This window comes from Caproiciproducens sp. CPB-2 (genome assembly GCF_036287215.1).
Lineage (GTDB): Bacteria > Bacillota > Clostridia > Oscillospirales > Acutalibacteraceae > Caproiciproducens.
On the sequence record NZ_CP142860.1, the window covers coordinates 3221517 to 3247952 of the forward strand.

Consider the following 26436-nt stretch of genomic DNA (forward strand, 5'->3'; position numbering starts at 1 on the left):
GTCGAGGCGCATTGTTATGCATTATTTTGCCTGTGTTTCGCCCTTGTCTTCCAGCAGCCTGGTTTTCACCGTCCGGGTGCTGCCGGTGGTACTCTGTCCGGTACTTATTCTGAAAATGGTCAGCGAGATGGTGTCGCCCGCCTTATGCTTGTTCAGCACCGCGTACAGATCGTCCAGGCTGGCGACCGTCTGGCCGTCCGCCTTGGTAATCACGTCGCCCACGGCGACGCCGGATTTCGTCAGGTCGCTTTCCGAGCTGATCTCACGGATCATCACGCCGGTCGGATAGCCGGAAAGCTGCGACTGGATATCGGTGATGGTGGTCGCCGTAATGCCCAGACGGCTGCGCCCGCTGACATATCCGCGCGCGACCAGGTCGTCGATGATGGTTTTCGCCTTGCTGACGGGAATGGCAAAGCCCATTCCCTCGTAGCCGGTGGCGACAATCTTATTGGAATTGATGCCGACGACCTGCCCGTACATATTGACCAGCGGACCGCCGGAGTTGCCCGGATTGATGGCCGCGTCAGTCTGGATGTAGGTCATGCCGTTGTCGCTGTGGCTTTCGATGGTGCGGTTCAGCGCGGACACATAACCGCCCGTCAGGGAGCTGGAATACTCCATGCCGCCCGGATTGCCGATGGCGATCACCTCGTCCCCGATTTCAAGCTGGTCCGCGTTGCCGAACACCGCGGCGCTCAGGCTGCTCGCGTTGATGCGCAGCACGGCGAGGTCGGAGGTTTTGTCGTAGCCGACGACCGTCGCCTCGTATTCTTTTTTATCGTGAAGGATGACCTTTACCTTGTTCGCGCGGGAATAATTGACCACATGCGCGTTCGTCAGGATATATCCGTCCTTGCTTGCCACAATGCCGGTGCCCTGGATCACGCCGCCCTGGCTGCCCGTTGTGCCGGCCACGGTGGTTTCCACTCCGACCACGCTGTCCGCCACTTTCTTGTAGACGTCCTTGGCGCTCAGCTGGCCGGTGCCCGGCTCCGGCACGATCGTAATGCCGGAGGAGTTCGGATTGGTTCCGTCTCCCTTGATTCCGCCCTGAATCTGCGCCTGGCTGGATGTGCTCCCGGAATCGGCGGATTTTTCCCCGTCGTCATATTCCGGCTGCGAAGCTGTGCCCTGCGGCCAGCCGCTCTGCTGACCGATGGCCGTCTGAACGCCGTAAATGCAGAAGCCCAGCACGAACGCCGCCGTCAGCCCTCCCAGAATCCAGAGGAACACGCGCAGGCCGGTGTTTTTCCGTTTGGGCGGTTTCGGCTCCTGCGGGTTCTGATCAGGGTGCTGCCCGCCGTACGGCTGATACGACCAGTACGGCTGCTGACCGTACTGATCCTGGCGATAGCCGCCGTAGGGGCCGTTATAGTTCCCGTAGGGCTGGTGATACTGGCCGTACGGGTTGTTGTTGTACTGGCCGTAGGGCGAATACGGATTCTGCGGATCCTGATACGGCGGCTGGCCGTAAGGAGGAGGCGCCTGTTCCGTATTCCGGCTGTCCGGCTCCGGGTCTGGCGGAGCGGGCGTTCCCTCCTGCCCAGCAGAAGACGGCGCGTCCTGTCCCTGTTGTTCCTCCGGCTGCTCCTGCTCCGGGTCGCCCCCCTGTTCCGCTGCCGCGGGCTGTTCGTCCGCGGGCTGGTTGATGTCTCCGGTATCCCACGGGTCTTTTTCCCCGTTATGATTGTGATCGAACTCGCTGTCACTCATAAGAAATACCCTTTCTGAAAATGATTTATTCTTTGGCCTGCTCGGATGATCCGTCCTTTAACAGGTGCGGCTCGTTGATTTTGGGCAGCCAGAATTCAAACTGACAATATTCATTCTGCACGCTGCTGACATTAATTTCCCCACCGTGCAGCTTAATAATCGTACGGACGATATACAATCCCAGGCCCATCCCGTTTTTATCCTGGCTGCGGGACTTGTCGGTCTTGTAGAAACGGTCGAAAATCAGCGAAAGCTCCTCCGGAGCAATACCCGGACCGCTGTTTTTGATCACGACGCTGGTCCTGTCGGGCTGGTCAAGGATCCTGATCTCGATATACCCGCCCACATTGGTAAACTTGACCGCGTTTTCTATCAGATTATACACGACCTGATGAATCATGTCCGGATCGCCGTCCACAAACAGGCTTTCCGCATCCTCCAGCCCGCGGATTTCCAGCTTCTTGTCTTCAATCGCCTTTTCAAAGGACAGAAGCGCGATCAGAATCGTATTGGTCAGGTCAAACCTTCCCGGGCGGAGCTTCAGCTCGCCGCTGTCGATTCTGGAAAGGTCCAGCATGGTGCGCACCAGCCGGGACAGCCTTTTGACCTCCTGCGAGACGATATTCAGATAATGGCTCTGCTTCTCCTCGGGAATCGTGCCGTCCAGGATCCCGTCGATAAAGCCCGCGATCGTCGTCATCGGCGTTTTCAGCTCGTGCGATACGTTTGCGATAAAATTGCGCCTTACGTTTTCGCCCGTGGAGAGGGAACTCGCCATGTTGTTGAAGGCGATCGCCAGCTGGCCGATTTCGTCCTGGCTGGTGACCGGCACGCGCACGGAAAAGTTTCCGTCCCCGAAGGAGCGCGCCGCCGCGGCCATATTGCGCAGCGGCTGGACCAGCTTATAGGAGAACAGCCACACCGCGCAGAAGGATACCATAAACGCGGCGATAGCGGCCAGCAGGAACATCCGCAGGATTTCCCCGCGGAAAGAATTGAACGACCGCACATTGTAAGCCGTGAACACGGCGCCAATGGCGGTCTTGCTGCCGTCGATATTCACCACGTTGATCGGCACCCCGACAATGTAATAAGGCTGGCTGTAAATTCCGCCCATGGTTCCCTGATTGTTGTACCCGCCGGAGATCGCCTTTTTCATGATTTCCTCGCTGACATTCCGGCCGTCATTGATCCCGCTGGTGCTGTCGTAGGAGGCGATCACGATCTGGCCGTTCAGCTTTGTCACAAAGATATCCGCGTCGATGTTGTCGGAAAAGGCCGCGATAAACGCCTTCATCCGGTCGGTGTGGATCGTATAGACGTTGTCCTCCACCGAAGTAACGCTGTCCGCCGCGATTGCCGCCACGCTCTCGGCGTTCTTCCTCAGCAGGTTCCTTTTTTCCGTCTGCCAGTAGTTCGAAAAGAAAATCAGCATGACGAAGCTCAGGAACAGAAAGCTGATGAAAATAATCGAGGAGGTAATCCGCAGATACTTTTTAAACAGTGTTTTCTGCATTTTTTATTCCTTAACTTCAAATTTATAACCGACGCCCCAGACCGTTTTGAGCGCCCACTTGTCGGAGACGCCTTCCAGTTTCTCACGCAGGCGCTTGACGTGCACGTCCACGGTCCGGCTGTCGCCGTAATAATCGAAGCCCCACACCTCGTCGAGCAGCTGGTCGCGCGTAAAAACGCGGTTCGGGTTGCTCGCAAGGTGGTAAATCAGTTCCATTTCCTTCGGCGGCGTGTCGACCTGAACGCCGTTGACCCGCAGCTCGTAGTTCGTAAGGTTGATGGAAAGCTTGTCGTATTTGACCTCTTTCACCAGCTCCTCGCTGTTTTTGCCCAGGCGGCGCAGCACGGCCTTAATTCTGGCCACGACCTCCTTTGCCTCAAACGGCTTCACCACGTAGTCGTCCGCGCCCAGCTCCAGTCCGAGCACCTTGTCAAAGACCTCGCCTTTTGCGGTAAGCATGATGATCGGGCACTGCGATTTCTTGCGGATTTCCCGGCAGACCTGCCAGCCGTCCAGCTCGGGCAGCATGATGTCGAGCATAATCAGGTCGGGGGCTTCCGCGTCAAAAGCCTCCAGCGCCTTGCGTCCGTCGTTGGCGATCGCAACCTCAAAGCCTTCCTTTTCGATATAAAGCCTCAGCAGCTCACATATATTCTGGTCGTCATCAACCACTAAAATTTTTCCAGCCGGCATTTTTAACTTCCTCCTTCATACCCCGCAGCCGCAGCGTTTTGAATTGGACGGCATCAGGAAATACGCCTGATTTTTCATTCCGAACGGAACTGCCTCCAATCTGAATGTATATATCTGATTATAAGGGAATTCCCCCGAAAAGTCATGAATTTTTTATAAAAGTTTTTAAATAATATATGAATTGCCGGCCCGCCGCATGGTGTGCACCCCGTCAAGAGGACAATGAAAAAATAAAAAGATTTTTAGGACTGCTGTCCGCCGGAACCGGCGGGCAGCAATTTTTACGCAGCTTTTGCGTACTGTGCATGGAACTCCATGGGTGTCATAACAGACAATCGGCGCTGCAGTCGCCGGTAGTTGTAAAAGTAAATATACTCTGAAATGGCTTGCGTGATCTGTTTCCGGTCGGTGAATTTGCGTCCATAGTACATTTCCCGTTTGAGGATACCCCAAAAGCCTTCCATCGGCCCATTGTCAATACAGTGCGCCACTCTGGACATGCTTTGCTTCATCTTGGCGGCATGCAATTTCGAGTGAAAAGAACGGCTGGTATACTGGTACCCCCGGTCACTGTGAAATAGCGGGTGTGCGTCCGGATTAGCGGCCACGGCAGCATCCAGCGTATTGAATACCAACCTGTTGTCATTATGATCGCCTACGGCATAGGCAACGATGCGCCGGTCGTACAAGTCCAGAATAGCGCTCAGATAAACCTTGCGGATTTCCGGGCCGATGAAATACTTGAATTCCGTTACATCGGTCAACCATTTTCGGTTCGGAGCGTCCGCATAAAATTTGCGGTTCAAATAGTTTTTGGCAATGTATTCCGGCGATGCCGCACTTTTTGTGCACCCGTGCCGACGGTATTTGACGCTGGACTGAATATGAAGTGCACGGTCGATGCGGAGTACTCGCTTGTCGTTGACATGAATGCCATGATGCCTGTCCAACTCATCCCGTATTCTGCGGTATCCCATATCCGTATGCAGGCTATGGATTTTCTCGACCTCGCCTGCGATGAGTTCGTTTTCCAACTCGCGGCTGCTTTTCGGGTGCTTCAGCCATCTGTAATACGCCGAGCGCGTGATGTGCAGAAAGCCGCAGAGTTTCCAAACAGGGAATACCCGTTCCGCAGACAGCGTGCTTACCGCGCCGTAAGCCGCCGGATGCCTGATGAAGCTCAACGTCGCCTCCTCTCCAATTCCTTCACTTTTTTTAACAGAGCGTTCTCCATTTCCAGATCATAGTTTTTCCGTTCAAGCTGAGCAACCTTGTCTCTGAGTTCTTCTTCCGGCGTCCGGCTCGGAAGCGTCCCGGCCCGGTGTCCCCGCCGGTCCTCCAGCCCCGCCCTGCCCATATTTCGGTATTTCCTCGTCCAGGTGTAAACCTGCTGGTAAGAAACTCGATACTTAAGCGCTGTACCGCCGTAATCATTCCCGTTGACGATACACGCTTTTACGATCTCCATCCGTTCTTTCGCGGTTGTATCCCGGCCCTTCGTCATGCGACTCCCTCCCGTATGTATCCTGAAGTCTTCATGACAATTATATACCCTCAGCCAATCCCTGAGCTGCCGGGTATCACGGATTCCGTACTTTTCGCAGATTTCCTGAAGAGAACCTTTCCCAGCAAGATAATCCAAAACTGCCGATAGTTTCGTTTCCTTGCCGTATGCCCGGTCGTGTCCGTGGGTCAGAAACCCCGCAGGCCCTTCCGTCTTGTACCGACTGACCCAACGCGCAATCGTCTTGCAATCTACTCCCGCCTGTTTTCCTGCTTCGCTGTATCCAATTTTGCCTGACAAATACAATTCTACAATACGGATCTTTTCTTCGGCTGTTGTCTTCTTCCTATTCGGCATAATTTTACCCCCAGACTGAAGAACAGTGCTTTTTTATTTCACTGTCCTATCTGGGGGTAGCATATCAGCACAGTTTCGCAGCGCACGGCTTTCCACCATGAAAAAAGGGAGCGCCGCAGCGCTCCCATCGAAATTCCATTCGTATGGCCCCGTTATTTCATGATGCTGTTTAACAATCCGCCCTTTGCGATGATATTCTGAATAAAAGGCGGAAACGGCTGAGCCTTATAGCTTTTCCCGCTGGACAGGTTTTTAATCACGCCGGTGTCGAAATCGACCTCCACCTCGTCGCCCGCCCGGATATCCTCGGCGGCCTGTGCGCATTCCAGAATCGGCAGCCCGATGTTGATGGCGTTGCGGTAAAAAATGCGGGCAAAGGTGGACGCGATCACGCAGGACACCCCGCTGGCCTGAATCGCGATCGGCGCGTGTTCGCGCGAGGAGCCGCAGCCAAAATTTTTCGCCGCGACAATGATGTCGCCTTTTTTTACATTCTTTACAAAATCCCTGTCGATATCCTCCATGCAGTGCGACGCCAGCTCCGCGTGAGAGGCGGTGTTCAGGTATCTCGCGGGAATAATCACGTCCGTGTCGACGTTGTCCCCGTATTTGTGTACAAATCCGTGTGCGTTCATTTCAAGCCCTCCTCAGTCCAGTTTATCCGGGTCGGCAATACAGCCCGCCACGGCGCTCGCCGCGGCAACGGCCGGGCTGGCAAGATATACCTCCGATTCCACATGTCCCATGCGGCCCACAAAATTGCGGTTCGTCGTGGAAACCGCGCGTTCCCCTTTGCCCAGAATCCCCATATGCCCGCCGAGGCATGGGCCGCAGGTCGGCGTGCTGAACACGGCGCCGGCCTCCACAAAGATTTCCGCCAGCCCTTCGCGCAGGGCCTGCAGATAAATGGCCTGTGTGCCCGGCAGGACGATGCACCGCACGTGCCTGGCCACCTTCCTGCCCTTCAGGATGGAAGCCGCGATGCGCAGGTCCTCGATCCGCCCGTTGGTGCAGGAGCCGATGACGCTCTGGTCGATCCTGATTTCCCCCACGTCGTCAATGACTCTGGTGTTCTCCGGCAGATGCGGAAACGCAACCGTCGGCCTGAGTTGCGACAGGTCGATTTCATAGGTCTCGTCGTAAACGGCGTCTTCGTCCGCCGCGTAGACCACCGGCTCCCGCTGGAAGCGGTCCTTTTCGTAGGCAAGCGTCACTTCGTCCACCGGGAAGATGCCGTTCTTGGCCCCGGCCTCGATCGCCATGTTCGCAATGCTGAGACGGTCGTCCATCGAAAGCGCCCTCACCCCTTCGCCGGTGAATTCCAGCGAGCGGTACAGCGCGCCGTCCACCCCGATCGTTCCGATCAGGTGCAGGATCACGTCCTTGCCGCTGACCCATTTGGCGGGTTTGTTTTTCAGCACAATCCGGATGGCGGAAGGGACCTTGAACCATGTCTTTCCGGAAATCATGCCCGCCGCCATGTCGGTGGAACCGACGCCTGTGGAAAACGCGCCGAGCGCGCCGTAGGTACAGGTGTGGGAATCCGCGCCGATGACGCAGTCGCCCGGGCCGACCAGTCCCTGCTCCGGCAGCAGCGCGTGCTCAATGCCCATCTGCCCCACGTCGAAGAAATTGGTAATGCTGTATTTCTCCGCGAAGCCGCGCACCTGACGGCACTGCTCCGCCGCTTTGATGTCCTTGTTCGGCGTAAAATGGTCCAGCACTAAAGCGATCTTATCCTGATCAAAAACCGACGAAGCCCCGCATTTTTCAAACTCGTTGATAGCCACCGGCGAGGTGATGTCGTTGCCAAGCACCAGGTCCAGCTTCGCCTCGATCAGCTGCCCGGCCTCCACATGCTCCAGCCCGGCGTGCGCGGCCAGAATCTTCTGCGTCATCGTCATTCCCATCGCGATATCCTCCTATCATCCGTCCGCCTTCGCACCGTTCCCGCATCGGGCGGCGGACTGCGTCCGTGTCATTAATCGTATTATGGCAGGAAACTTGAAAAAAGAATGTAACATGTGATACAATTATGCAAATATTATCGTGCCGATCAATTGGATATCAACCCAAAATGACCGTTTCTCCCCCGTTCGGAACAGGGAGAACCGCCGATTTGGTTTTGCAGCCGCAGATTGGCACAAAGAACGAACCGGAGGGATGGAAAATGGAGCTTTTTCCGCAAAAAAACATAGGGGGCGTGTTGGAAAGATCCCACACGCCCCGCAGCTACGGAAAAGACCGTATGATTTACTGGCAGGAGGCCCCCGCCGGTGAATTTTATTATTTAAAGCGCGGAAAGGTAAAAATTTTCCTCAGCTCGGAAAGCGGCATGGAAAAAACCCTCACCGTTCTGGAGCCGGGAAGCATCTTCGGCGAAGCGGCCTTTTTCGACGGGATGCCGAGAGTTTCCAGCGCCAAAACGCTGGTAAAATCCGAGATCATCACGGTCACCCGGCAAAGCCTGATGGACTGTATCCGCCGGGAGCCGCAGCTCGCCATGTATCTGCTCACCTATCTGTCGCAGACCATCCGCATGCTTTCCGCCCAGGTCAATTCCATGACCTTTCTGCAGGCCGACCAGCGGCTTGCGCGGCTGCTGCTCAGCCTGGAAAAAAACGGAACCGTGTCCGCCACCCACGACGATCTGGCCGGGCTCGCGGGCGTGTCGCGCGTGACCGTCAGCCGCATCCTGACCCGGTTCGCACAAAGGGGCTGGACCGCCGCCCGCTACCGGGAGGTGGAAATTTTAGATGAAGCGGGGCTGAAAGGCTTTATCGAAGAATAAAGCCGCATCGGTCCCACTGCGTACCGAAGGAAATCGGTTCATCCTTCGCCCGGCTGCTCTGTCAGCTCGTGTTTTTCGGATGTATCAACCAAACGGGCCACATGCAGCGCCAAATACGCAACCTCTTCGTTGGGCAGAAACACATTATAATTCCGCAAAACATAGGTCCTGGTTTTTTCGGCACAAGCCATAGCCTCAGGATAGGCCTTTTGCATCTGTTGATACAGGAAATCGTCTTTGCTGTCCATCAACTTAGCCGAAAAAAAGCGTTCCGCAAAAAATTGCAGGTGGCTGATAAAGCGGGAATAATTGATACTATCCGTGTCTCCCTGATAATGTATGCTATAAGTAACGATGTTGGCCAAATCTCTAATCAGCCTGGCAGCCTGCATGGCATCAAAACCCGCGCCAATGTCCTTGCGGGCATTCACGATATGGAACGCTATGTTGCCCGCCTCCTCTTCCGGCAGTTCAACATTCAAAAGTTCCTTCGTCCGCTGGAGTCCCCGTACCCCCACATCAAACTCCTTGCGGTAGAAATGCTTAATCTCCCAAAAAACACGATTTGTTACAATCAATCCTTTTTGCTGCCGCTCTACTGCAAAATGCATATGATCTGTCAGCATCAGATAGATATGAGATGATAGCTTTTCGTTCAAAGTTTTCTCGGCATCGGCAACAATTTCCTGCGTCAGTTCCAGATACACTGAAGGAATCGTCGAAAACAGTTTTAGCATTGGCTGCGCATCCGGATTAGACAAAGGGATAAATACCCGGTCGGAAGGCTGACGGGCGATCTCCTCCCCGGCCTTACGGTCATAGCCAATACCCTTGCCCAATAAAATAGACTCTTCCCCGGCATTATCAGCCACCAGCACAACGCTGCTGTTCAGCACCTTCCGTATTTGCATTCGTCTCCCCCTCCTTTTCTTATCCTGAACAGGTCAGGTCAAATCTCCGCCGTTGGTTGCGATCACCTTTTTGTACCATGCAAAGCTGTCTTTGCGGCTGCGGGTCAGGGAACCCTGACCCATATCGTCCTGATCCACATAAATGAAGCCATACCGCTTACTCATCTGATTGGTAGAGGCAGAAATCAGGTCGATGGGTGCCCAACTGGTGTACCCCAGCATCTCCACGCCTTCATCAATTGCTTTGCTCATTTCGCTGATATGCTGACGAAAATATTCAATGCGGTAAAAGTCGTGAATAGAGCCGTCCTCTTCCACTGTATCCTTGGCGCCAATGCCGTTTTCTACGACCATCAGCGGCAGGCGATACCGGTCATATAGCTCAATCAGGCTGTACCGCAGCCCCTTCGGATCCACTTGCCAGCCCCAGTCGTTGGTAGGCAGATACGGATTCTTTACGCCCAGCACGGTGTTGCCCGGGGTTCGCTCGGCTTTGGGATCTGCTGATTCCGTCATCGACATATAATAACTGAAAGAGACAAAATCCACACAGCCGGTTTTTAGAATCTCGGCGTCGCCCGGTTCGGTCTTCAGGTTTATGCCCTTTCTCTCGAACATTTTCAGGATCAGGCGCGGATATTCCCCCCAAACTTGAACATCGGCATAAAACAGGTTTTCCAGGTTTTTCGCCTGAGTCGCCAGCTCATCTTCCGGGGCGCAGGTACGGGCGTAGGTGGTCAGCTTGGTCAGCATACAGCCTACCTTGCTGCCGGGGATTATCTGATGGCAGTCCCTGACTACCAGCGCGCTGGCCACAAACTGGTGGTGCAGCGCCTGATAGCAGGTTTCCAGCAGCTTATCTTCAGGCACGCGGCTGGGGACAATGCCCGCCGTCGTGAAGGGATGACGGATAACGCTGTCCACCTCATTGAAGGTCAACCAATATTTCACATCATTTTTGTATCTCTCAAAACAAACGTGGCAGAAGCGGACAAAACGTTCGATCACCCTGCGGTCAGCCCAGCCGTTGTATTTGGTGGCCAGGGCCAAGGGCATCTCGTAATGGCTCAGAGTCACAAGAGGTTCAATGTGCAAGCGGTGCATTTCCGCAAACAGGCTGCTGTAAAACTGCAAGCCCTTTTCGTTGGGCTTGGTTTCTTCTCCCGTTGGAAAGATGCGACTCCATGCGATCGAAATACGCAACATGGTAAAACCCATCTCGGCGAACAGTGTCAGGTCTTCCTTATAGCGGTGATAGAAATCGATACCGCGGCGCTTGGGGTAGTAGGTGTCATTGGGGTCCGCCAAAGCGACTGCGATTACCTCGTCGTTCATGGCTACGTGAGCCTTGTAATCTTTCACATCCGTGCCGGGCTTATAGGTGGCGACATCCGCCACGCTGGGTCCTTTTCCGTCTACGTTCCAGGCGCCTTCCACCTGATTTGCAGCCAGGGCTCCACCCCAGAAAAAGCCTTTGGGAAAACTCATTTTACAGCCTCCAGTTTCATCAGGGCAACACCGGGTGCCACTACACCCTCGGCTGCCGGAGTCATGATGAAGGAATCACCGTTTGTCACAACAATGGGTGTAGTTACATCGTACCCCGCCGCCTTGATAGCATCAATATCAAATTTCATCAAAAGCTGGCCTTGTTTCACAGCATCACCGTTTTTTACCTGAGGCGCAAAGCCCTTGCCTTCCAGCTTGACAGTATCTACGCCAATATGAATCAGCAATTCGGCGCCAGTGGAGGTAACCATGGAAATGGCGTGCTTGGACTCTAACACCTGTTCAACTGTGCCATCAGCGGGGGCATACAGTTCACCCCTTTCGGGCACTACCGCCATGCCGGTACCCAGAATTTCCTTGGAGAACACCTCGTCCTTTACTTCGCTCAGGGGAATCGTCTTGCCCTGCAGAGGACTACAAACGGTAGAATCGGTAACAACCCCGGGTGCAGCTTCCTTAGAAGGCTCTCCTGCATCGTCCCTATACAGAATCAGGGTGAGCACGAAGGAGGCCACAACAGAAATAACAAAGCCCACAATTGCCCAGATAAAGTTCATGCTGTTACCGGCATCGATGTACATTGCCATGGAGGCAATGCCGGGGCCCACGGCAGCAAAAGCTTTGACCTTCATCAGGCCGATGAACAGGCCGCCGACGAAGCTGGAGGCCACCACGGAAGTCATCACCTTTTTGTGCTGCAAGGTTACACCATACAGAGCGGGCTCTGTAATGCCAAACAGACCGGAGATACCGGCGGAAATAGCGGTGGAGCGCAGTTTTTCATCCTTGGTCTTCAGGGCAACCGCCAGGCAGGCACCGCCTTCAGCGATATTGTGTGCCAGAGAGGCAGGCAGGTACAGCATATCGAAGCCAGGGCTTGCGATGGAAGAGACAGCGTAGGGCACCAGCGCCTTGTGCATACCCAAGGAGACCATAAAGGGCAGAATTGCGGCTACGATGGCAACGGCCAACCAGCCCAAAGTGTTATACAAAGCCAGAATAGCGGCAGTCAGCAAGGCGCCGATGTTGTAGCCCAAAGGTCCGAGCACCAGCAGGCCGACCGGGAATCCGACGGCAAGGCACAACAGGGGCACAAAGAAGATGCGGATGACCTTGGGGCACCATTTATTGCACCAGTGCTCCAAAGACGCCATAAACATGACGATCAGGACGGAGGGGAACACTTGACCGGTATAGCCGATGCTTTGTAGCTTGAAGCCGAACAGATAAGCACCGCCCTCCGTGCCCAATAACGCCGCAGTGTTAGGGTGAATCATGGCGGCAGCCAAGGAAACGGCCACCAACTTGTTGCAGTTGAACTTGTTTGCGGTGGTAAAGGCGACCAGAACAGGCAAATAGTATAGTGCGGCATCTGCCACGCCGGCAAATACCTTGTACGCCACCATATCGGTGGTCAGCAAGCCAAAGGTGGTAAAGATGGTCAACATAGCCTTGAGTACGCCGGCACCGGCAATTGCGGGAACCAGCGGCTGGAAGATACCGACCATATAATCCAGAATGATACCACCGATGTTCTTTTTTCCACCTTTGCTAACGGAAACGACTTTTCCATTAGCAAAGTCACCAAGCTTCATCAACTCATTATATACTTCAATCACATCGTTGCCAATGACAACCTGGCACTGGGGTCCACTGCTAATCACGCCCATAACACCGGGCGTTTTTTTCAACGCAGCGGTATCTGCCTTTGCGGGGTCCACAAGAGTAAAACGCAGCCGGGTAGAGCAGTGTTCCAACTGTACCACATTTTTTTTACCGCCGACCAGATGCAGAACATCCGCTGCGGTTTGCTTATAGTTTTTCATTAAAAACCTCCATACACTTATCCATCTTCCTTTTCTGTTTTGGCCCAAAACATCAAAAGAAAAAGACCCAACAGAACAACACTCAACCTTTACTGCGGCCATCGCATAAAAGTCTCATTTGTTCCGCCGGATCCTGCCTGCATTACCAGTGACATGTCCAACTGAATAACTTATTGTTAGTATAGCAAAGGCTTTTTCCTTTTTCAATACTGTTTTTTCACAAAAAAGCATCATAAATTTATGCAAAATTGCGTCGTACACAAGGATTACTTTTGGATATAATCCTTAATATACAGATTTGCACAATTTCCGGTCAGCAGCCCAAAAACCGGCACCTTATGGGGTAATTTTATTCCTTCGGCTTCATCGTCGGGAACAGAAGCACGTCGCGGATGGACGCGCTGTCGGTCAGGAGCATGACCAGGCGGTCGATGCCCATACCCATCCCGCCGGTCGGCGGCATACCGTACTCCAGAGCGGTCAGGAAGTCTTCGTCGATCATATTGGCTTCTTCGTCGCCCGCGGCGCGCAGCTCCATCTGGCGCATAAAACGGCCGCGCTGGTCGATCGGGTCGTTCAGCTCGGAGTAGGCGTTCGCCAGCTCGCGGCGGGTAATAAATAGCTCAAACCGCTCCACCAGCTCCGGGCAGTCCTGCTTGCGCTTGGTCAGCGGAGAGACCTCCACCGGATAATCATAGATGAAGGTCGGCTGCAGGAGATGCTCCTCCACCTTTTCCTCAAACGCCAGCGACATGATATCGCCCCATTTGTCGGTGCTCTTGGTTACAAGCCCCAGCTCCTTAGCGACCGCTTTCGCCTTTTCGGTGTCGCCCTTGAAGGAGAGGAAATCAATTCCCGCGTATTCCTTGATCGCGTCGTTCATGGAGAGGCGCTTGAACGGCAGGGCCAGACTGACGTCCTCGCCCTGATAGGTGATCTGATCGGACCCGCACGCCTTCACGGCGCACTCGTGGATCATATTCTCGGTAATTTCCATCATCCCGCGGTAATCCGTGTACGCTTCGTAAAGCTCGATGGTGGTGAATTCCGGGTTGTGTTTGACATCCATTCCCTCGTTGCGGAAAATGCGGCCGATTTCGTAGACGCGCTCCATCCCGCCGACGATCAGCCTTTTCAGATGCAGCTCCGTCGCGATCCTTAAGTACATATCGATGTCCAGCGTATTGTGATGCGTAATAAACGGCCGTGCGGCGGCGCCGCCCGCAATGTTGCTGAGCACGGGCGTCTCCACCTCGATATAGGCTTTTTCATCCAGAAAGCTGCGGATGGTCCTCATGATTTCACTGCGCTTGATAAAGGTATCCTTTACCTCCGGGTTGACGATCAGGTCAAGGTAGCGCTGGCGGTAGCGCAGATCGGTGTCCTTCAGCCCGTGGAATTTTTCCGGCATGGGCAGCAGCGATTTGGAGAGCAGCCTGATTTCTTTGGCGTGAACGGAAATTTCTCCCCTGCGGGTTTTGAAAACATATCCCTTTACGCTGACAATGTCGCCCAGGTCCCAGTAGCTTTTCAGGTCGCTATAGCTTTCCTCGCCCACCTGGTCGATTTTCAGATAAACCTGTATCCTGCCGGTGCGGTCGTGGATATCCAGAAAACTCGCCTTGCCCATGTCGCGCCAGCTCATCATGCGGCCGGCGATGCATACGTCGCTGTTTTCCAGCTTTTCAAAGGACTGGCGGATTTCCTGCGCGGTCGTATCCCGCGGGCAGACCGTAATGGCAAACGGATCCCTGCCGGCCTGCTGAAGCGCGGTCAGCTTATCCCTGCGGATCTGCAGCAGTTCGCTGATATCCTGCTCCGGCTGGCAGGTTTCCTTCGTCTCATTGATCGTTTCGCTCATTTGTAACTCTCCTAAATCATAGATTCACTTCTGCTGAAAAACGTTATTTGGAGATGGTGAGAACCTCGTATTCCATCGTTCCGGCGGGAACCTCAATTTCAATTTTATCCCCGATGCCGTGTCCCAGAAGGGATTTCCCGACCAGCGATTCGTCGGAAATGTTTCCGTTCACCGGGTCGACCTCGTTCGAGCCGACAATTTTATAGTTGGCGACGCCGCTGTTTCCGGTCGAGGGGTTCGTTACCCTTACCTCCACCTTGGAGCCGATATGGATATTCTCATTGCTGAGCTCGTCTTCGTCGATCACCTTGACGTTTTTCAGCATGACTTCAATATCCGCAATGCGGGCCTCCACGATCGCCTGATCGTTTTTCGCCTCGTCATATTCGCTGTTTTCAGACAAGTCGCCGAAGGAAAGGGCGATCTTGATTTTCTCCGCCACTTCCTTGCGTTTGACGCTTTTCAGCTCTTCCAGCTCGTTTTCAAGCTTTTCAAGGCCTTCTTTTGTCAGGATTACCTGTTTAACCATATATAATAACCACCTTTTCAATGCAATTTTCTTGCAGTTTTTCCACAGCGTTTTCCCACACAATGGCAGAATAATTTCATGTTCCTCCCCCGCTTTCGGCGGGGGAGGAACACTTTCACCTGTCACTGTAAACAGAATTGCTGATTTTTTCTATAATAAATACATTATAGTGATACCGTACCGTTCTGTCAATAAAATCCGCCCCGGCGGGCGGATTTTCCGGAAAAAACAGGGATATGCAAACGCATATCCCCAAGACCGCTTCAGTCCGTCGCGGCTCCGCTTTCCACCGGTACCTCCGCAGCGGCGCCGGGGGCCTGGGAAACATTCGCTCCCTGCCGGATCAGCGCGGAAACCGCGGCCTGCAGCTGCGCGTCCTGCTCGCCCGCCAGCTGATTTTTCGCCAGCAGCTCGCGCTGGGCGTCGGTGAGCTCTTTGCTGACATCCGCGTCAATGCCCTTGCCGTTAAAGACATTGCCGTTCAGGGTCAGGTAATTTGCCACGGAAAGGATAATCGCCGACCCGTCGGAAAGCGGCATCACTTCATCCTTTGTGCCGAAGCCCGCCGTCTTTTCCCCGACCAGCAGTCCTTTTTTATAGTCCTTGATATCGGACGCGAAAATTTCCGCCGCGCCAAAGGTGTTCCGGTCGATAATCACCGAAATGGGCAGGCTGACCTCGTTTGCATTGGAGGTGTGCTCCACGGTGACCTTTCCGGCCTTGTTCCTGTAGCTGACCGTATTGCCCGCGGGCAGGAGGGTGTCCAGCATTGCTGCCATCCCGCCCACGCTTCCGCCGGAATTGCTTCTGAGGTCGACGACAACGCCCGCCGCGCCTTCCTTGATGCGCTGGGCGAGCAGCGTGTTGAACTGCTCCGCGTTGTTATCGGTAAATTCGCTGATTTTCAGATAGGCCACGTTGCCGTTGATCATGGAGGAAGTGATCGTCCGCTCGGTATACTCCGCGCGGGTCACGGTAATGCTGAGCTTTTCGGTTTTCGCCTCCATCCCGCCGGAAGCCCCGGCGTCCTCCGTCCTGCGCAGGATGCCGAACTTCACCCTGGAGCCGGAAACACCGTCCAGCTTGTTGAGCGCGTCGCCGTAGGTGATGCGCACGATCTCCTTATCATCCATGCTGACAATGGTGTCGCCCTTTTTGATCCCGCTTTTTTCGGCGGGCGAATTCGGCATTACCTCAATGACTTCCATATTGCCGTCGTTGTCGCGGGCGGTCTTGATGCCCACGCCGATATTCTTTCCGCTGTTTCCGCTGACATACGCCTTATATTTCTCCGCCGACAAATATTTTGCCTGGGAATCCCCCAACCCGGCCACGTATCCGGCGCAGATGCCGTCGTTCAAAGCGGTTTCATCCACTGCTCCGATGTAGTCCTGCCTTGCCTTCTGGTCGATCTCGCTCAGCTTGGTATACATCGCCTGGCGCGCGTTGACATCCGCGACCTTGGTGTTGAAGTTTCTCATCGCGTAAACGTAGGTGAGGGAAACCGTAATGGAGGCCGTAACGGCAACAAGGGCAACCGCCGCGCCCCAGGTCAGCTTTCTGCTCATATCGAATCAATCATTCCTTATTCTGGATTTTCCTTCCGCCTATCTGCTGAACCAGTTCAGCGGATTCTTCGCCACGCCGTTCACGCGGATTTCAAAATGAAGATGCGCCCCCTGCGAATCCCCGGTGTTGCCGACGTAGGCGATCACCTGTCCCTTTTTCACCGTCTGTCCTTTGCTGACCGCCACGCTGCTGCAGTGGCCGTACAGGGTGGAGTACCCGCCGCCGTGGTCGATCGCCACCACGTTGCCGTACCCGCCGTAGCCGGTGCCGTAGTTGCCCCAGCCCGCCATCATCACCTTGCCCGAATCGGCCGCGACAATCGGCTTGCCGTAAACGCCGGCGGAGGAAATGTCGATTCCCTTGTGCAGGCTGCCCCACCGGTAGCCGTAGCCGCTGGTAATATTGGTAACGCCCGGAAGAGGCCAGCCAAAGTTGCCCTTGCTCACGTACCCGCCGCTGCCGCCGGTTCCCTTCTGGGAAGCGTAATAATCCTTATACCACTGGTCGATCGCGGCGTCCGCCTTCTTGCGCTGTTCGGCAAGCTTTGCGTTTTCCTGATTGGCGCTCGATTCGTTCTGGGAAATCTCCGCAATGACCGCCTTTGTTTCATTGACCAGCGAAGTGAGCTCGCCCTGCTTTGTGTCCAGCGCCACCCTTGCTTCGGCAACGCTTTTGCGGTTGGTCTCAATCTCCGATTTCTGCGCCTTAATACTGTCCATATCGGACTTCAGCGTATTGATCAAATTGGTGTCATGCGTGGTAATGGCCTGAATCGCCTCTGTTTTATCCGCAAGATCCACCACGTTTTTGGCGCTGAGGATAACCTCAAGGTTGGACGCCTCGCCCGTCAGATAGAGCGCGCGCAGCCTTTGCTTGAGCTGTTCGTAGTTCGCGTCGATATTTTTCTGCTTATCGGCGATCTGCGATTCCTTCTGGGAAATGTCCGCGTCCAGAGTATTGATCTGCTGATTCAAAACGTCGATCTGGCTCTGCACGGTGCTTGCCTGCGTGTCCAGCGCCGCTTTATACTGCTGCTTCTGGGCCTTGTCCGCTTTCAGCGTTTTCAGCCTGGCGGCAACCTCCGCCTGTTTTTTCTTCAGATCGGCCTGCTCCTTCTGCAGCTGGCTCAGGCTTTTGGCGGCGGACGCCGGCATGGCGGCCTGAGGAGCAAAAATCATCGCCAGCGCCAGAACGACGGCGAGCAATCCTTTGACCCATTTTCTACCAGCCAACGATCTCCCCTCCTTCCTTCTTCAGATATTTGCTGATGGAAATCACTCCGCCTACCGCGCCGAACAGCATTCCGGCCAGAATAAACGCCAGGGTAATGCTCCACGCGAGGGGCTGTATGTCAACGGGAGAAAACATCATAATGGAGGTAATGGAGGTAATCATTTTATTGTAGAGCAAAAGCAGGATCAGGCTGGAAATCAGCCCCGAAAGGACTCCGATGATCATGCCCTCCACAATAAACGGGACGCGTATAAACCAGTTCGTCGCGCCGACGGACTTCATAATGCTGATCTCCACCCGCCGCGAAAACATGGTGACCCGGATGGTATTGGAAATAATGAACAGGGAAACCAGACTGAGCAGCAGGATGATCCAGAAGCCCACCATGGTGATCATCCGGTCCAGATTCGTCAGCTTCTGCGCCACGTCCGAATAATCGTTGATGCTCGCGACGCCGGAAATCTTCTGAATCTGCGCCGCGGTTTCCTTATATTTGGAAAGGTCCTTGAACGAAACCTTGAAAGCGTCCGGCAGCGGGTTTTCCTTCCCGGTCATGCCCTGCAGCATGGTGCCGTCCTTATCGCCTAAAATATCCATATACTGCTGGATGGCGTCGTCCTTCGGCACGAATTCACAGGTTTCGATATTATCGAGCTTTTTGATTTCTTCCCCGACCTTGATGGCGGAAAGCGTGGGCAGGTCCTGCGTCATATAGACCCTGACGGAATTGCTGCCCTCCAGCGTTTTCATAGCGGAATCGATATTATAGGAAAAAAGCACCGCCGCGCCCGTCAGCAGCAGGCACGAGATCAGCACGCCGACAGACGCAAAGCTCATGGTGCGGTTATTCCAGATATTCTTGATACCCTCTTTCATCAGGTACCCCAGTCCGTTAATCCTCATGGCGCGCCTCCTTCTGCGAAGCGGTGTCCGCCACGATGCTTCCGCCGTGGATTTCCACCACTCTGCGGTGGAAGTGCTTGACCAGCGAATGCTCGTGCGTCACCATCAGGATGGTGGTGCCGCGGCGGTTGATTTCGTTGAGCAGGTCCACAATTTCAAAGGAAAGGGCGGGGTCAATGTTGCCCGTAGGCTCGTCCGCGATAATCAGCTTGGGGTTGTTGATCAGCGCCCGCGCAAGCCCGACCCTCTGCTGCTCCCCGCCGGAAAGCTCCGCCGGATGGCACATCGCCTTGTTCTGAAGATCGACAAGGCTCAGGATATACGGGACCCGTTTGCGGATTTCCCTGTTGGTCGCGCCGACGATATGCATGGCGAACGCCACATTGTCGAACACCGTCATATTGTCGATCAGCCGGAAATCCTGAAAGACGATCCCCATCGTCCGGCGCATATACGGCACGTCCCGCTTTCTCAGCGTGGAAAGCCTTCTGCCGTTGACGATGATCTCGCCCTCGCTGGCTTTCTCCTCACACATAATCAGCTTGAGGAAGGTGCTTTTCCCCGCGCCGGAAGAGCCGACAATAAAGACAAACTCGCCCTTGTCCACTTTCAGGTTCACGTCCTTGAGCGCTTTTGTCCCATTGGAATATGTTTTGCTTACATTCTGAAATTCTATCAATGTAATCGCTCCATCAAATTCATTCATACTGATCTTTCATTGAGTAAATGATAAGTCAGGACAAGGATTCATTTCCCACAAAATTCACCATAAAAAGCCAAAAAAACCAAAACCCATTGGCATGTTTACATAATACCAATGGGCGACGGATTTATTATTCTCTAATAGAATTAAATTGTAATAAATCTGTAATATTTCTGATTTCTTTTTTCATTTCCCTGTCAGAATTTAACTGGGTTGGAAGAAAGATACTTCTTGACCATCAGAGCGACCTTGAAAACAATGGCGTCTTCAAACTCGCGCAGATCCAGACCGGTGATCTTCTTGATCTTTTCCAGCCTGTAAACCAGCGTATTCCGGTGGACAAACAGCTTGCGGGAAGTTTCGGAAACGTTCAGGTTGTTTTCAAAAAAGCGCTGAATGGTGAACAGGGTCTCGTGGTCCAGCGATTCGATCGAGCCGCGCTTGAAGACCTCCTTCAGGAACATGTCGCACAGTGTCGTCGGCAGCTGGTAAATCAGACGGGCAATCCCGAGGTTGTCGTAGCTGACGATCGGCTTCTCGGTGTCGAACACCTTGCCGACCTCCAGCGCGACCTGGGCTTCCTTGAAGGAACGGGCCAGATCCTTGATTCCGGTCACCGTGGTGCCGATCCCGACCACGCAGTGGGTGTAGAACTCGCTGGAAAGGGTGTCCACAATGGAACTCGCCAGTTTTTCCAAATCCTTCGGCTCAATGCCGGCGCGGATTTCCTTGACCAGCGCGATATCGTTTTCGTTAATATTGATAATAAAGTCCTTGTTTTTATCCGGGAAAAGGTTCTGTACCACATCGTAAGCGGAAATGTCGGATTTGCTCGTAATTTTAATCAGCATACACACGCGGTTCACATCAGCGTTAAAGCGGAGCTCCCGGGCTTTCAAATAGATATCGCCGGGCAGGATATTATCCAGAATCACATTCTTGATAAAGTTGCTGCGGTCGTATTTTTCATCGTAATACTGCTTGATGCTGCTCAGTGAAACAGCCAGCAGGGAAGCGTAGCGGCCGGCCTCCGGATCGCTGCCGGAAACAAAAACGGCGTATTCCGGCCTTGGGCGGCTGCCGAACGACTTAAAAGTATAGCCGTTGACCACAAAAGTTCCCGGCGTCGCCAGAACCTCGGCGGTAATGCTGTCGTTCACTTCGCCGATACGGCCAAGCTCACTGCAAGCTATGATAACCGAGGTCTCATCGATCACACCGATCGTACGGTCGATTGCGTCGCGCATTTGGTGGATAACTCCCTGAAATAATCTATTTGACATAGCTCTCCCTCACTTTATATAACTTGTGGAATCTGCTGAAATATTATAGTATGCTACATACATTTTACATAAATTCAATGCATTTTTCAACTATGTATTGAACATAAAATAAAAAAATATCATTTTCAGGAGAAATCTGGGGATAAAATCCCCTTTTTTTACCATAATTTATTTCTTTGCCGGCGGAAAAATATTTTTATTTTTCTGTATAAAAATAAAGGGCCGTGTTCACACGGCCCCGGGAATGTCGGAAAACTGTCAGGCGGCGAAAAATTGCAGGAAGACGGTCAGGGGAAAACCTCCCTCCGTGAGGGAGACTCGTCAATTCAGAATCGTCTTTTCCGTATCTTTATCAAACAGATGCATTTTCTGAAGGTTAAAGGCAATCTCAATGGTGTCGCCCGTCTTGGCGGTGGAGGTCGGCTCCACCCTGGCCGTAATGTCGCTGTTCTCGCAGCTCAGGTACAGATAGGTTTCCGCGCCCATCAGCTCGGTTACCTCCACCCCGGCCTTTACAATGCCTTCCGTCGCCTTTGCGAGGAAGTCCGGCTCGTCGTGCACGTCTTCGGGACGGATGCCGAACACAACCGTTTTGCCCGCATAATCCTTCAGCACGCCGTCCTTGTCCTTCCCTTCGGGAACGGCAACGCTGTACCTGCCGAATTTCAGGAAGAAGCGGCCGTCCCTGTTTTCGACCTCCGCGTCGATAAAGTTCATCTGCGGGGAACCCATAAAGCCGGCCACAAACTCGTTTACCGGGTAATCGTACAGGTTCTGCGGCGTATCGACCTGCTGGATAAAGCCGTCCTTCATCACCACGATGCGGTCGCCCATGGTCATGGCCTCGGTCTGATCGTGCGTTACATAAATGAAGGTGGTGCCCAGCCTTTTGTGCAGCTTGGAAATTTCCGTCCTCATCTGCGCGCGCAGTTTGGCGTCCAGATTGGAAAGAGGTTCGTCCAGAAGGAAAACCTTCGGGTCGCGGACAATGGCGCGTCCAAGCGCGACACGCTGGCGCTGGCCGCCGGACAGAGCCTTCGGCTTTCTGTCGAGCAGATGGGAGATGTCCAGAATTTTGGCGGCCTCTTCCACGCGGCGCTTGATTTCTTCCTTCGCCACCTTGCGGATCTTCAGGCCGAAAGCCATATTGTCAAAAACCGTCATATGGGGATAGAGCGCGTAGTTCTGGAACACCATCGCGATGTCGCGGTCCTTCGGCGCAATATCATTCGCAAGCGTCTCCCCGATATACAGCTCGCCCTTGCTGATTTCTTCCAGTCCCGCGATCATCCGCAGGGTAGTGGATTTTCCACAGCCGGACGGACCGACCAGAATAATGAATTCCTTGTCCGCGATTTCCAGATTGAAATCCGTAACCGCGGTCACGCCTCCTTCGTAGACCTTGTAAATATGCTTTAATGTAACGTTTGCCATCATAATCCTCCTGAATCTCATACTGTTCGTCTGAACGGTTCCCACAGCGTTTCCATTTCCATTAGGGAAGAAACCCAATCGGCACTTTGGGGGAATAATGGACCGCTGTAAATCAAACCGTTTCTCATTTCGTGAATTCATGATAACAGATGCGACCGGGGATTAACAGGCGTTTTTTATCCAAACTTTGCGTTTTGGAATTATGGAAATCTGATAAAACACAAAAACAGGTCCCGAATTTAGTGTATATTGGATAGCGAAGATTGGCTGAAAATGGCGGATCTCTCACACTTGTCCAGCTCCCGCGCGGCTCCCGGAGCCAGCTTTTCATCCAGCTTCAGCCCGCCGATCTGTACCCGCTTCAGCTTCAGCACCTCGTTGCCGCGCGCCAGAAACATCCGCTTCACCTGGTGGAATTTCCCTTCGCGGATTTGTACGCGGACAAGCGGGCGTTCCCCGTCCTCCAGGACCTCCAGCCGCGCCGGCAGGCACGTCCTGTCTTTCAGCTCCACCCCGTTTTCAAACGCGGCGATGTCCTCCGGGACAACCGGGCGGGCCAGAACCGCCTCATAGAGCTTGTACACATGGCTTTTCGGCGCGAGCATCCGGTGGGCGAACGCTCCGTCGTCGGTAATGATGAGCAGTCCCTCCGTGTCCCTGTCCAGCCGCCCCGCGGGGAAAAGCCCGCGCCGCCTCTGCTCCGGCGGCAGCAGATCCACCACGGTCCGCGCCCGCGTATCCCGGGAGGCGGAGAGCACGCCGGCGGGCTTGTTCATCATCAGATAAAGGAACTCCCGGAAATTCAGGGGTTCCCCGTTCACCGTCACTTCGTCGGACTGCGTGTCCACCTTATAGTCGGCTTTTCTGACCACGCTGCCGTTCACCGCAACAACGCCGCGGCGAATCATCGCCCCGGCGTCCCTGCGGCTGCCCAGGTTCTGCGAAGCCAGTATTTTGTCGAGCCGTTCCATGCTCATTTGCTCATCCTCCGTGTTTTCACTGTCCCTTTAGTTTAAACGATTGCGGCGCTCCGGTCAATGCGGACTTTGCCCCCGCCCGTTCAGTCCGTGGGCCAGGCGTTTGCCGGGATTTCAGAAGCAGCGGCGGCGGCAGCGTCGTTCGGTCCGGCGGAAGCCGTGTTGGGCGCCGCGGAAGCCGCGTTGGGGTCCGCCGAGGCCGCGTTCGGATCAGCGGAAGCCGCGTTGGGATTCTCCTGGATCGGCTCCCCGTAATCGTTGCTGCTCTTCTCCCCGGAGAAACCGGTCATAAAGCCGTCAAGCTGGACGGTGCTCAGGTCGCCCCCGATCACCCTGTTGTCGTAAACAAGAAGGGTGGCCCGCACATCGGTCGCCTGCGGATAGTTTGTGACCGCATAGATCCACTGCTTACAGGTTTTCCCCGCGTAGGGGGTGAGGTCAAGCCCCTGTTCTTTCTGAATATTGTTATATTGGAGATAGACGTCATCGAACTGCGCCGGAATCGCCACGTCCTTCACTTCAATCGGTTCGGTGTTTACCTGCCAGCCAAACTGTTCCAGAAAGGAAACGCGCTGGTCGTTCGAGCCTGCGGTAAGGGTATACTTCTTCCCGCCGGCCGAAGCAACCGGTCCGGAATGAAACAGCTTCGTCACGACAATCGCCGCGGTCACCACCAGTAAAATTGCCGCCAGCCCGATCAATATCTTTTTTCTGCCGGCCTTAATCGAAAAAATAAACATATTCCCGCCCCCTTGTATAAAGATAAATATGCGGGGAGACGGGAAAAAATGCAAAAACAGCCCCCGTTTCCGGCGGCTGTTTGCATTCGTCTGTTATTCTTGCGCTTCCGCGGCTTTCGCTTCCTCAATCACCTTCTGGGCCACCTGCGGCGGGGCCTCCTCATAACGGCAGAAATCAAAGGTGAAGGACCCTCTGCCCTGGGTGGACTGACGCACGAAGGTGGTAAAATCGTGCATCTCCGCCATCGGCACCTCGGCTTCCACGATCTGCCTGCCGTTCTCCGCCGGGTTCATCCCCAGCACGCGGCCGCGGCGCTTGTTGACCTCGCCCATAACATCGCCCATGTTGGCGTCCGGCACCGTGCATTTCAGCGTGCCGATCGGCTCCAGCAGCACGGGGTTCGCAATCGGCATCCCCGCTTTGTAAGCGAGGTTCGCCGCCATTTTGAAGGACATTTCGGAGGAATCCACCGGATGGTACGAGCCGTCGTACAGCGTCGCCCTTAACCCGACCACCGGGTATCCGGCGAGCGGCCCTTTCGAAATGGACTCGCGCAGCCCCTTTTCCACCGCGGGGAAGAAGTTTTTCGGCACCGCGCCGCCCACGACGCGTTCGCCGAACTCAAGGCCCTCGCTGTCACAGGGCTCAAATTCGACCCAGATATCGCCGAACTGCCCGTGTCCGCCGGTCTGCTTCTTGTACCGGCCCTGCACCTGCACCTTCTTGCGGATGGTTTCGCGGTAAGGTACGCGCGGCTTCTGCAGCGTGACCTCCACGCCGAATTTATTCTTTAACTTGGAAATGATAATATCGAGATGCTGCTCGCCCATACCGGACAGCACCATCTGATGCGTTTCCGCGTTGGTTGTGAATTTTATGGTGGGATCTTCGTCCACCAGGCGGAAAATGCCCTGTGCGACCTTATCCTCTTCGCCCTTATTCTTCGGGACCACCGCCATGGAAAGCGTGGCGTTCGGGTAAGTGATCCCTTCCAGCGTGACCTTTCTTGCCGGAGAACAGAGCGTGTCGCCCGTGCTGACGCCCTGCAGCTTCAGTACCGCGCCGATATCGCCGGCGCCGATGCAGGGGGCGTCCTCCTGCTTCTTGCCGCGCATCATGACCGTCTTGCCGATGCGCTCCACATTTCCCGTGCGCATATTGAGCAGCTGGGAATCCGTCGCCACTTTCCCGGAGATCACCTTCAGATAGGACAGCTTGCCGATAAACGGGTCGGCGATGGTTTTGAACACAATCGCGGCGGCGGCAGCGTCGTCATTGACCGAAAGCTCCACCGGGTTGCCGTCCACATCCGAGCCGATTTCCCCGCTTTTTTCCTCCGCGGAAGGCGCCAGCCAGGTCAGGCCGTCCAAGAACTGCTCCATTCCCCTCATCAGCAGCGCGTCCCCGCAGAACACCGGGCTGATCGCGCCGGATTTCACGCCCTTGCTGACGCCTACGATCACTTCCTCCGGCGTAAACTGCTCGCCGGAAAAATATTTTTCAAACATTTCGTCGCTGGTCTCCGCAACCGCCTCGTAAATCGCGGTGCGCAGCCCTTCCAGCCTGGTTCCCATGTCCGGCATCTTCACTTCCACCGGTTTGCCGTTCTGGTAATCATAGGCCTTGTATTCCAGCATGTTGATGTAGATGTTCGCCTTGCCGTCCTCAATAAACGGAACCACAACGGGGCAGACGGACGGGCCGAAGCCGGCCTTCAGATCCTCAAACACCTTGTAGAAGCGCGCGCTTTCGTCGCACAGGCCGTTGACAAAGAAAATTTTCGCAAGGCCGCGCCTGTTCGCCGCTTCCACCGCCTTTTCCGTACCCACGGACACGCCGCTTTTGCCGGAGACGGCGATCAGGACGGAATCCGCCGCGCGGACCGCCTCGCACATGCCGCCCTCAAAATCGAAAAGGCCAGGAGCATCTATCAGATTAATTTTATGATTCTTCCATTCCAAAGGGGCCACCGCAGTCGTCACGGTGATTTTTCTCTTGATCTCTTCGGGGTCAAAGTCGCAGACGGTGCTTCCTTCGCCGACCTTGCCAAAACGGTCGGTAGCACCGGACAGATACAGCATAGCCTCCGCGATGCTGGTTTTCCCGGCGCCGCTGTGTCCCGCAATTGCAATGTTGAGAATATTCTTTGCATGATACTGTTTCATTATAGATACTCCTTTCAGGGATTGATTGTTACAACCATACAATTGTGCAACCAAATTTACGATAATTATAGCTTGTTTTTACAATGATTACAATCCCAAATTGCTAAAATTTCAGCTTTTCATGCAAGAATCTGCCCCGGAAAGCGCCTTTGCCGCCGCGCGCGGCCAAAACGGGCGTTTTTCGGCCGAAAACGTAAAAAAGCCCGCCCGGAAAC

Annotated in this window: 22 protein-coding genes; 1 reads left to right on the plus strand and 21 read right to left on the minus strand. The window is 54.4% G+C overall.

Annotation, left to right across the window (positions count from 1 at the left end; genetic code table 11):
- Positions 1-21: 21 nt before the first annotated feature.
- The 7 genes from VXK30_RS16075 to leuC all read right to left on the minus strand — a co-directional run bounded on the left by VXK30_RS16075 (position 22) and on the right by leuC (position 7696).
- Positions 22-1716 (minus strand): S1C family serine protease, encoded by a 1695-nt coding sequence (locus VXK30_RS16075; protein ID WP_275717639.1) that lies wholly within the window; start codon positions 1714-1716, stop codon positions 22-24.
- Positions 1717-1741: 25 nt separating this feature from the next.
- Positions 1742-3232, minus strand: coding sequence for a HAMP domain-containing sensor histidine kinase (locus VXK30_RS16080; RefSeq protein ID WP_275717638.1), 1491 nt, complete (start codon positions 3230-3232; stop codon positions 1742-1744).
- A gap of 3 nt (positions 3233-3235) precedes the next feature.
- Positions 3236-3925 (minus strand): response regulator transcription factor, encoded by a 690-nt coding sequence (locus VXK30_RS16085; RefSeq protein WP_275717637.1) that lies wholly within the window; start codon positions 3923-3925, stop codon positions 3236-3238.
- 281 nt (positions 3926-4206) lie between these two features.
- Entirely contained in the window at positions 4207-5109 is a 903-nt protein-coding gene (locus tag VXK30_RS16090; protein WP_329493117.1) for an IS3 family transposase, read from the minus strand.
- Complete coding sequence (locus VXK30_RS16095; protein ID WP_329493119.1) at positions 5106-5786, minus strand: helix-turn-helix domain-containing protein; 681 nt, start codon at positions 5784-5786, stop codon at positions 5106-5108. Before VXK30_RS16095 ends, VXK30_RS16090 begins: the two co-directional genes overlap by 4 nt.
- 152 nt (positions 5787-5938) lie before the next feature.
- Complete coding sequence (gene leuD / locus VXK30_RS16100; protein WP_275714336.1) at positions 5939-6421, minus strand: 3-isopropylmalate dehydratase small subunit; 483 nt, start codon at positions 6419-6421, stop codon at positions 5939-5941.
- A 12-nt stretch (positions 6422-6433) separates the two neighbouring features.
- A complete protein-coding gene (leuC, locus tag VXK30_RS16105; RefSeq protein WP_275714338.1) occupies positions 6434-7696 on the minus strand; it encodes a 3-isopropylmalate dehydratase large subunit in 1263 nt (420 codons plus the stop codon).
- Positions 7697-7956: 260 nt separating this feature from the next.
- On the opposite strand from leuC, the gene VXK30_RS16110 reads away from it, so the two are divergent.
- Positions 7957-8577, plus strand: a complete 621-nt coding sequence (locus VXK30_RS16110) for a Crp/Fnr family transcriptional regulator (RefSeq protein ID WP_275714340.1) — start codon at positions 7957-7959, stop codon at positions 8575-8577.
- Between the two features lie 38 nt (positions 8578-8615).
- Here VXK30_RS16110 and VXK30_RS16115 read toward each other — a convergent pair whose 3' ends face one another.
- The 14 genes from VXK30_RS16115 to VXK30_RS16180 form a co-directional block, all read right to left on the minus strand.
- On the minus strand, positions 8616-9488 hold the full coding sequence (locus VXK30_RS16115; RefSeq protein WP_275714342.1) for a PRD domain-containing protein: 873 nt from the start codon (positions 9486-9488) through the stop codon (positions 8616-8618).
- Positions 9489-9521: 33 nt separating this feature from the next.
- Complete coding sequence (locus tag VXK30_RS16120; protein WP_275714345.1) at positions 9522-10976, minus strand: glycoside hydrolase family 1 protein; 1455 nt, start codon at positions 10974-10976, stop codon at positions 9522-9524.
- Positions 10973-12823 carry a beta-glucoside-specific PTS transporter subunit IIABC gene (locus VXK30_RS16125; protein ID WP_275714347.1) on the minus strand — a complete coding sequence of 617 codons (1851 nt, stop codon included), beginning with the start codon at positions 12821-12823 and terminating at the stop codon, positions 10973-10975. Before VXK30_RS16125 ends, VXK30_RS16120 begins: the two co-directional genes overlap by 4 nt.
- Positions 12824-13172: 349 nt before the next feature.
- Positions 13173-14684, minus strand: coding sequence for a lysine--tRNA ligase (gene lysS, locus VXK30_RS16130; protein ID WP_275714349.1), 1512 nt, complete (start codon positions 14682-14684; stop codon positions 13173-13175).
- Positions 14685-14727: 43 nt separating this feature from the next.
- Positions 14728-15213: a transcription elongation factor GreA gene (greA, locus tag VXK30_RS16135; protein WP_275714351.1), complete on the minus strand. Its 486-nt coding sequence runs from the start codon at positions 15211-15213 to the stop codon at positions 14728-14730.
- A gap of 263 nt (positions 15214-15476) precedes the next feature.
- Positions 15477-16781 (minus strand): S41 family peptidase, encoded by a 1305-nt coding sequence (locus VXK30_RS16140; RefSeq protein ID WP_275714353.1) that lies wholly within the window; start codon positions 16779-16781, stop codon positions 15477-15479.
- A 39-nt stretch (positions 16782-16820) separates the two neighbouring features.
- A complete protein-coding gene (locus VXK30_RS16145) occupies positions 16821-18014 on the minus strand; it encodes a murein hydrolase activator EnvC family protein (RefSeq protein ID WP_275714354.1) in 1194 nt (397 codons plus the stop codon).
- Positions 18004-18918 (minus strand): permease-like cell division protein FtsX, encoded by a 915-nt coding sequence (gene ftsX, locus VXK30_RS16150; RefSeq protein ID WP_275714355.1) that lies wholly within the window; start codon positions 18916-18918, stop codon positions 18004-18006. Before ftsX ends, VXK30_RS16145 begins: the two co-directional genes overlap by 11 nt.
- Complete coding sequence (gene ftsE / locus VXK30_RS16155; protein WP_275714727.1) at positions 18908-19597, minus strand: cell division ATP-binding protein FtsE; 690 nt, start codon at positions 19595-19597, stop codon at positions 18908-18910. Before ftsE ends, ftsX begins: the two co-directional genes overlap by 11 nt.
- A gap of 221 nt (positions 19598-19818) precedes the next feature.
- Entirely contained in the window at positions 19819-20904 is a 1086-nt protein-coding gene (locus VXK30_RS16160; protein ID WP_275714356.1) for a PucR family transcriptional regulator, read from the minus strand.
- Between the two features lie 321 nt (positions 20905-21225).
- On the minus strand, positions 21226-22338 hold the full coding sequence (locus tag VXK30_RS16165) for an ABC transporter ATP-binding protein (RefSeq protein WP_275714357.1): 1113 nt from the start codon (positions 22336-22338) through the stop codon (positions 21226-21228).
- 239 nt (positions 22339-22577) lie between these two features.
- Positions 22578-23315: a pseudouridine synthase gene (locus VXK30_RS16170; RefSeq protein ID WP_275714359.1), complete on the minus strand. Its 738-nt coding sequence runs from the start codon at positions 23313-23315 to the stop codon at positions 22578-22580.
- An 83-nt stretch (positions 23316-23398) separates the two neighbouring features.
- The gene (locus VXK30_RS16175) at positions 23399-24055 is read right to left on the minus strand and encodes a DUF4830 domain-containing protein (protein WP_275714361.1); all 657 of its coding nucleotides are present in this window, start codon (positions 24053-24055) and stop codon (positions 23399-23401) included.
- A gap of 93 nt (positions 24056-24148) precedes the next feature.
- Entirely contained in the window at positions 24149-26221 is a 2073-nt protein-coding gene (locus VXK30_RS16180) for an elongation factor G (protein WP_275714363.1), read from the minus strand.
- Positions 26222-26436: the final 215 nt, after the last annotated feature.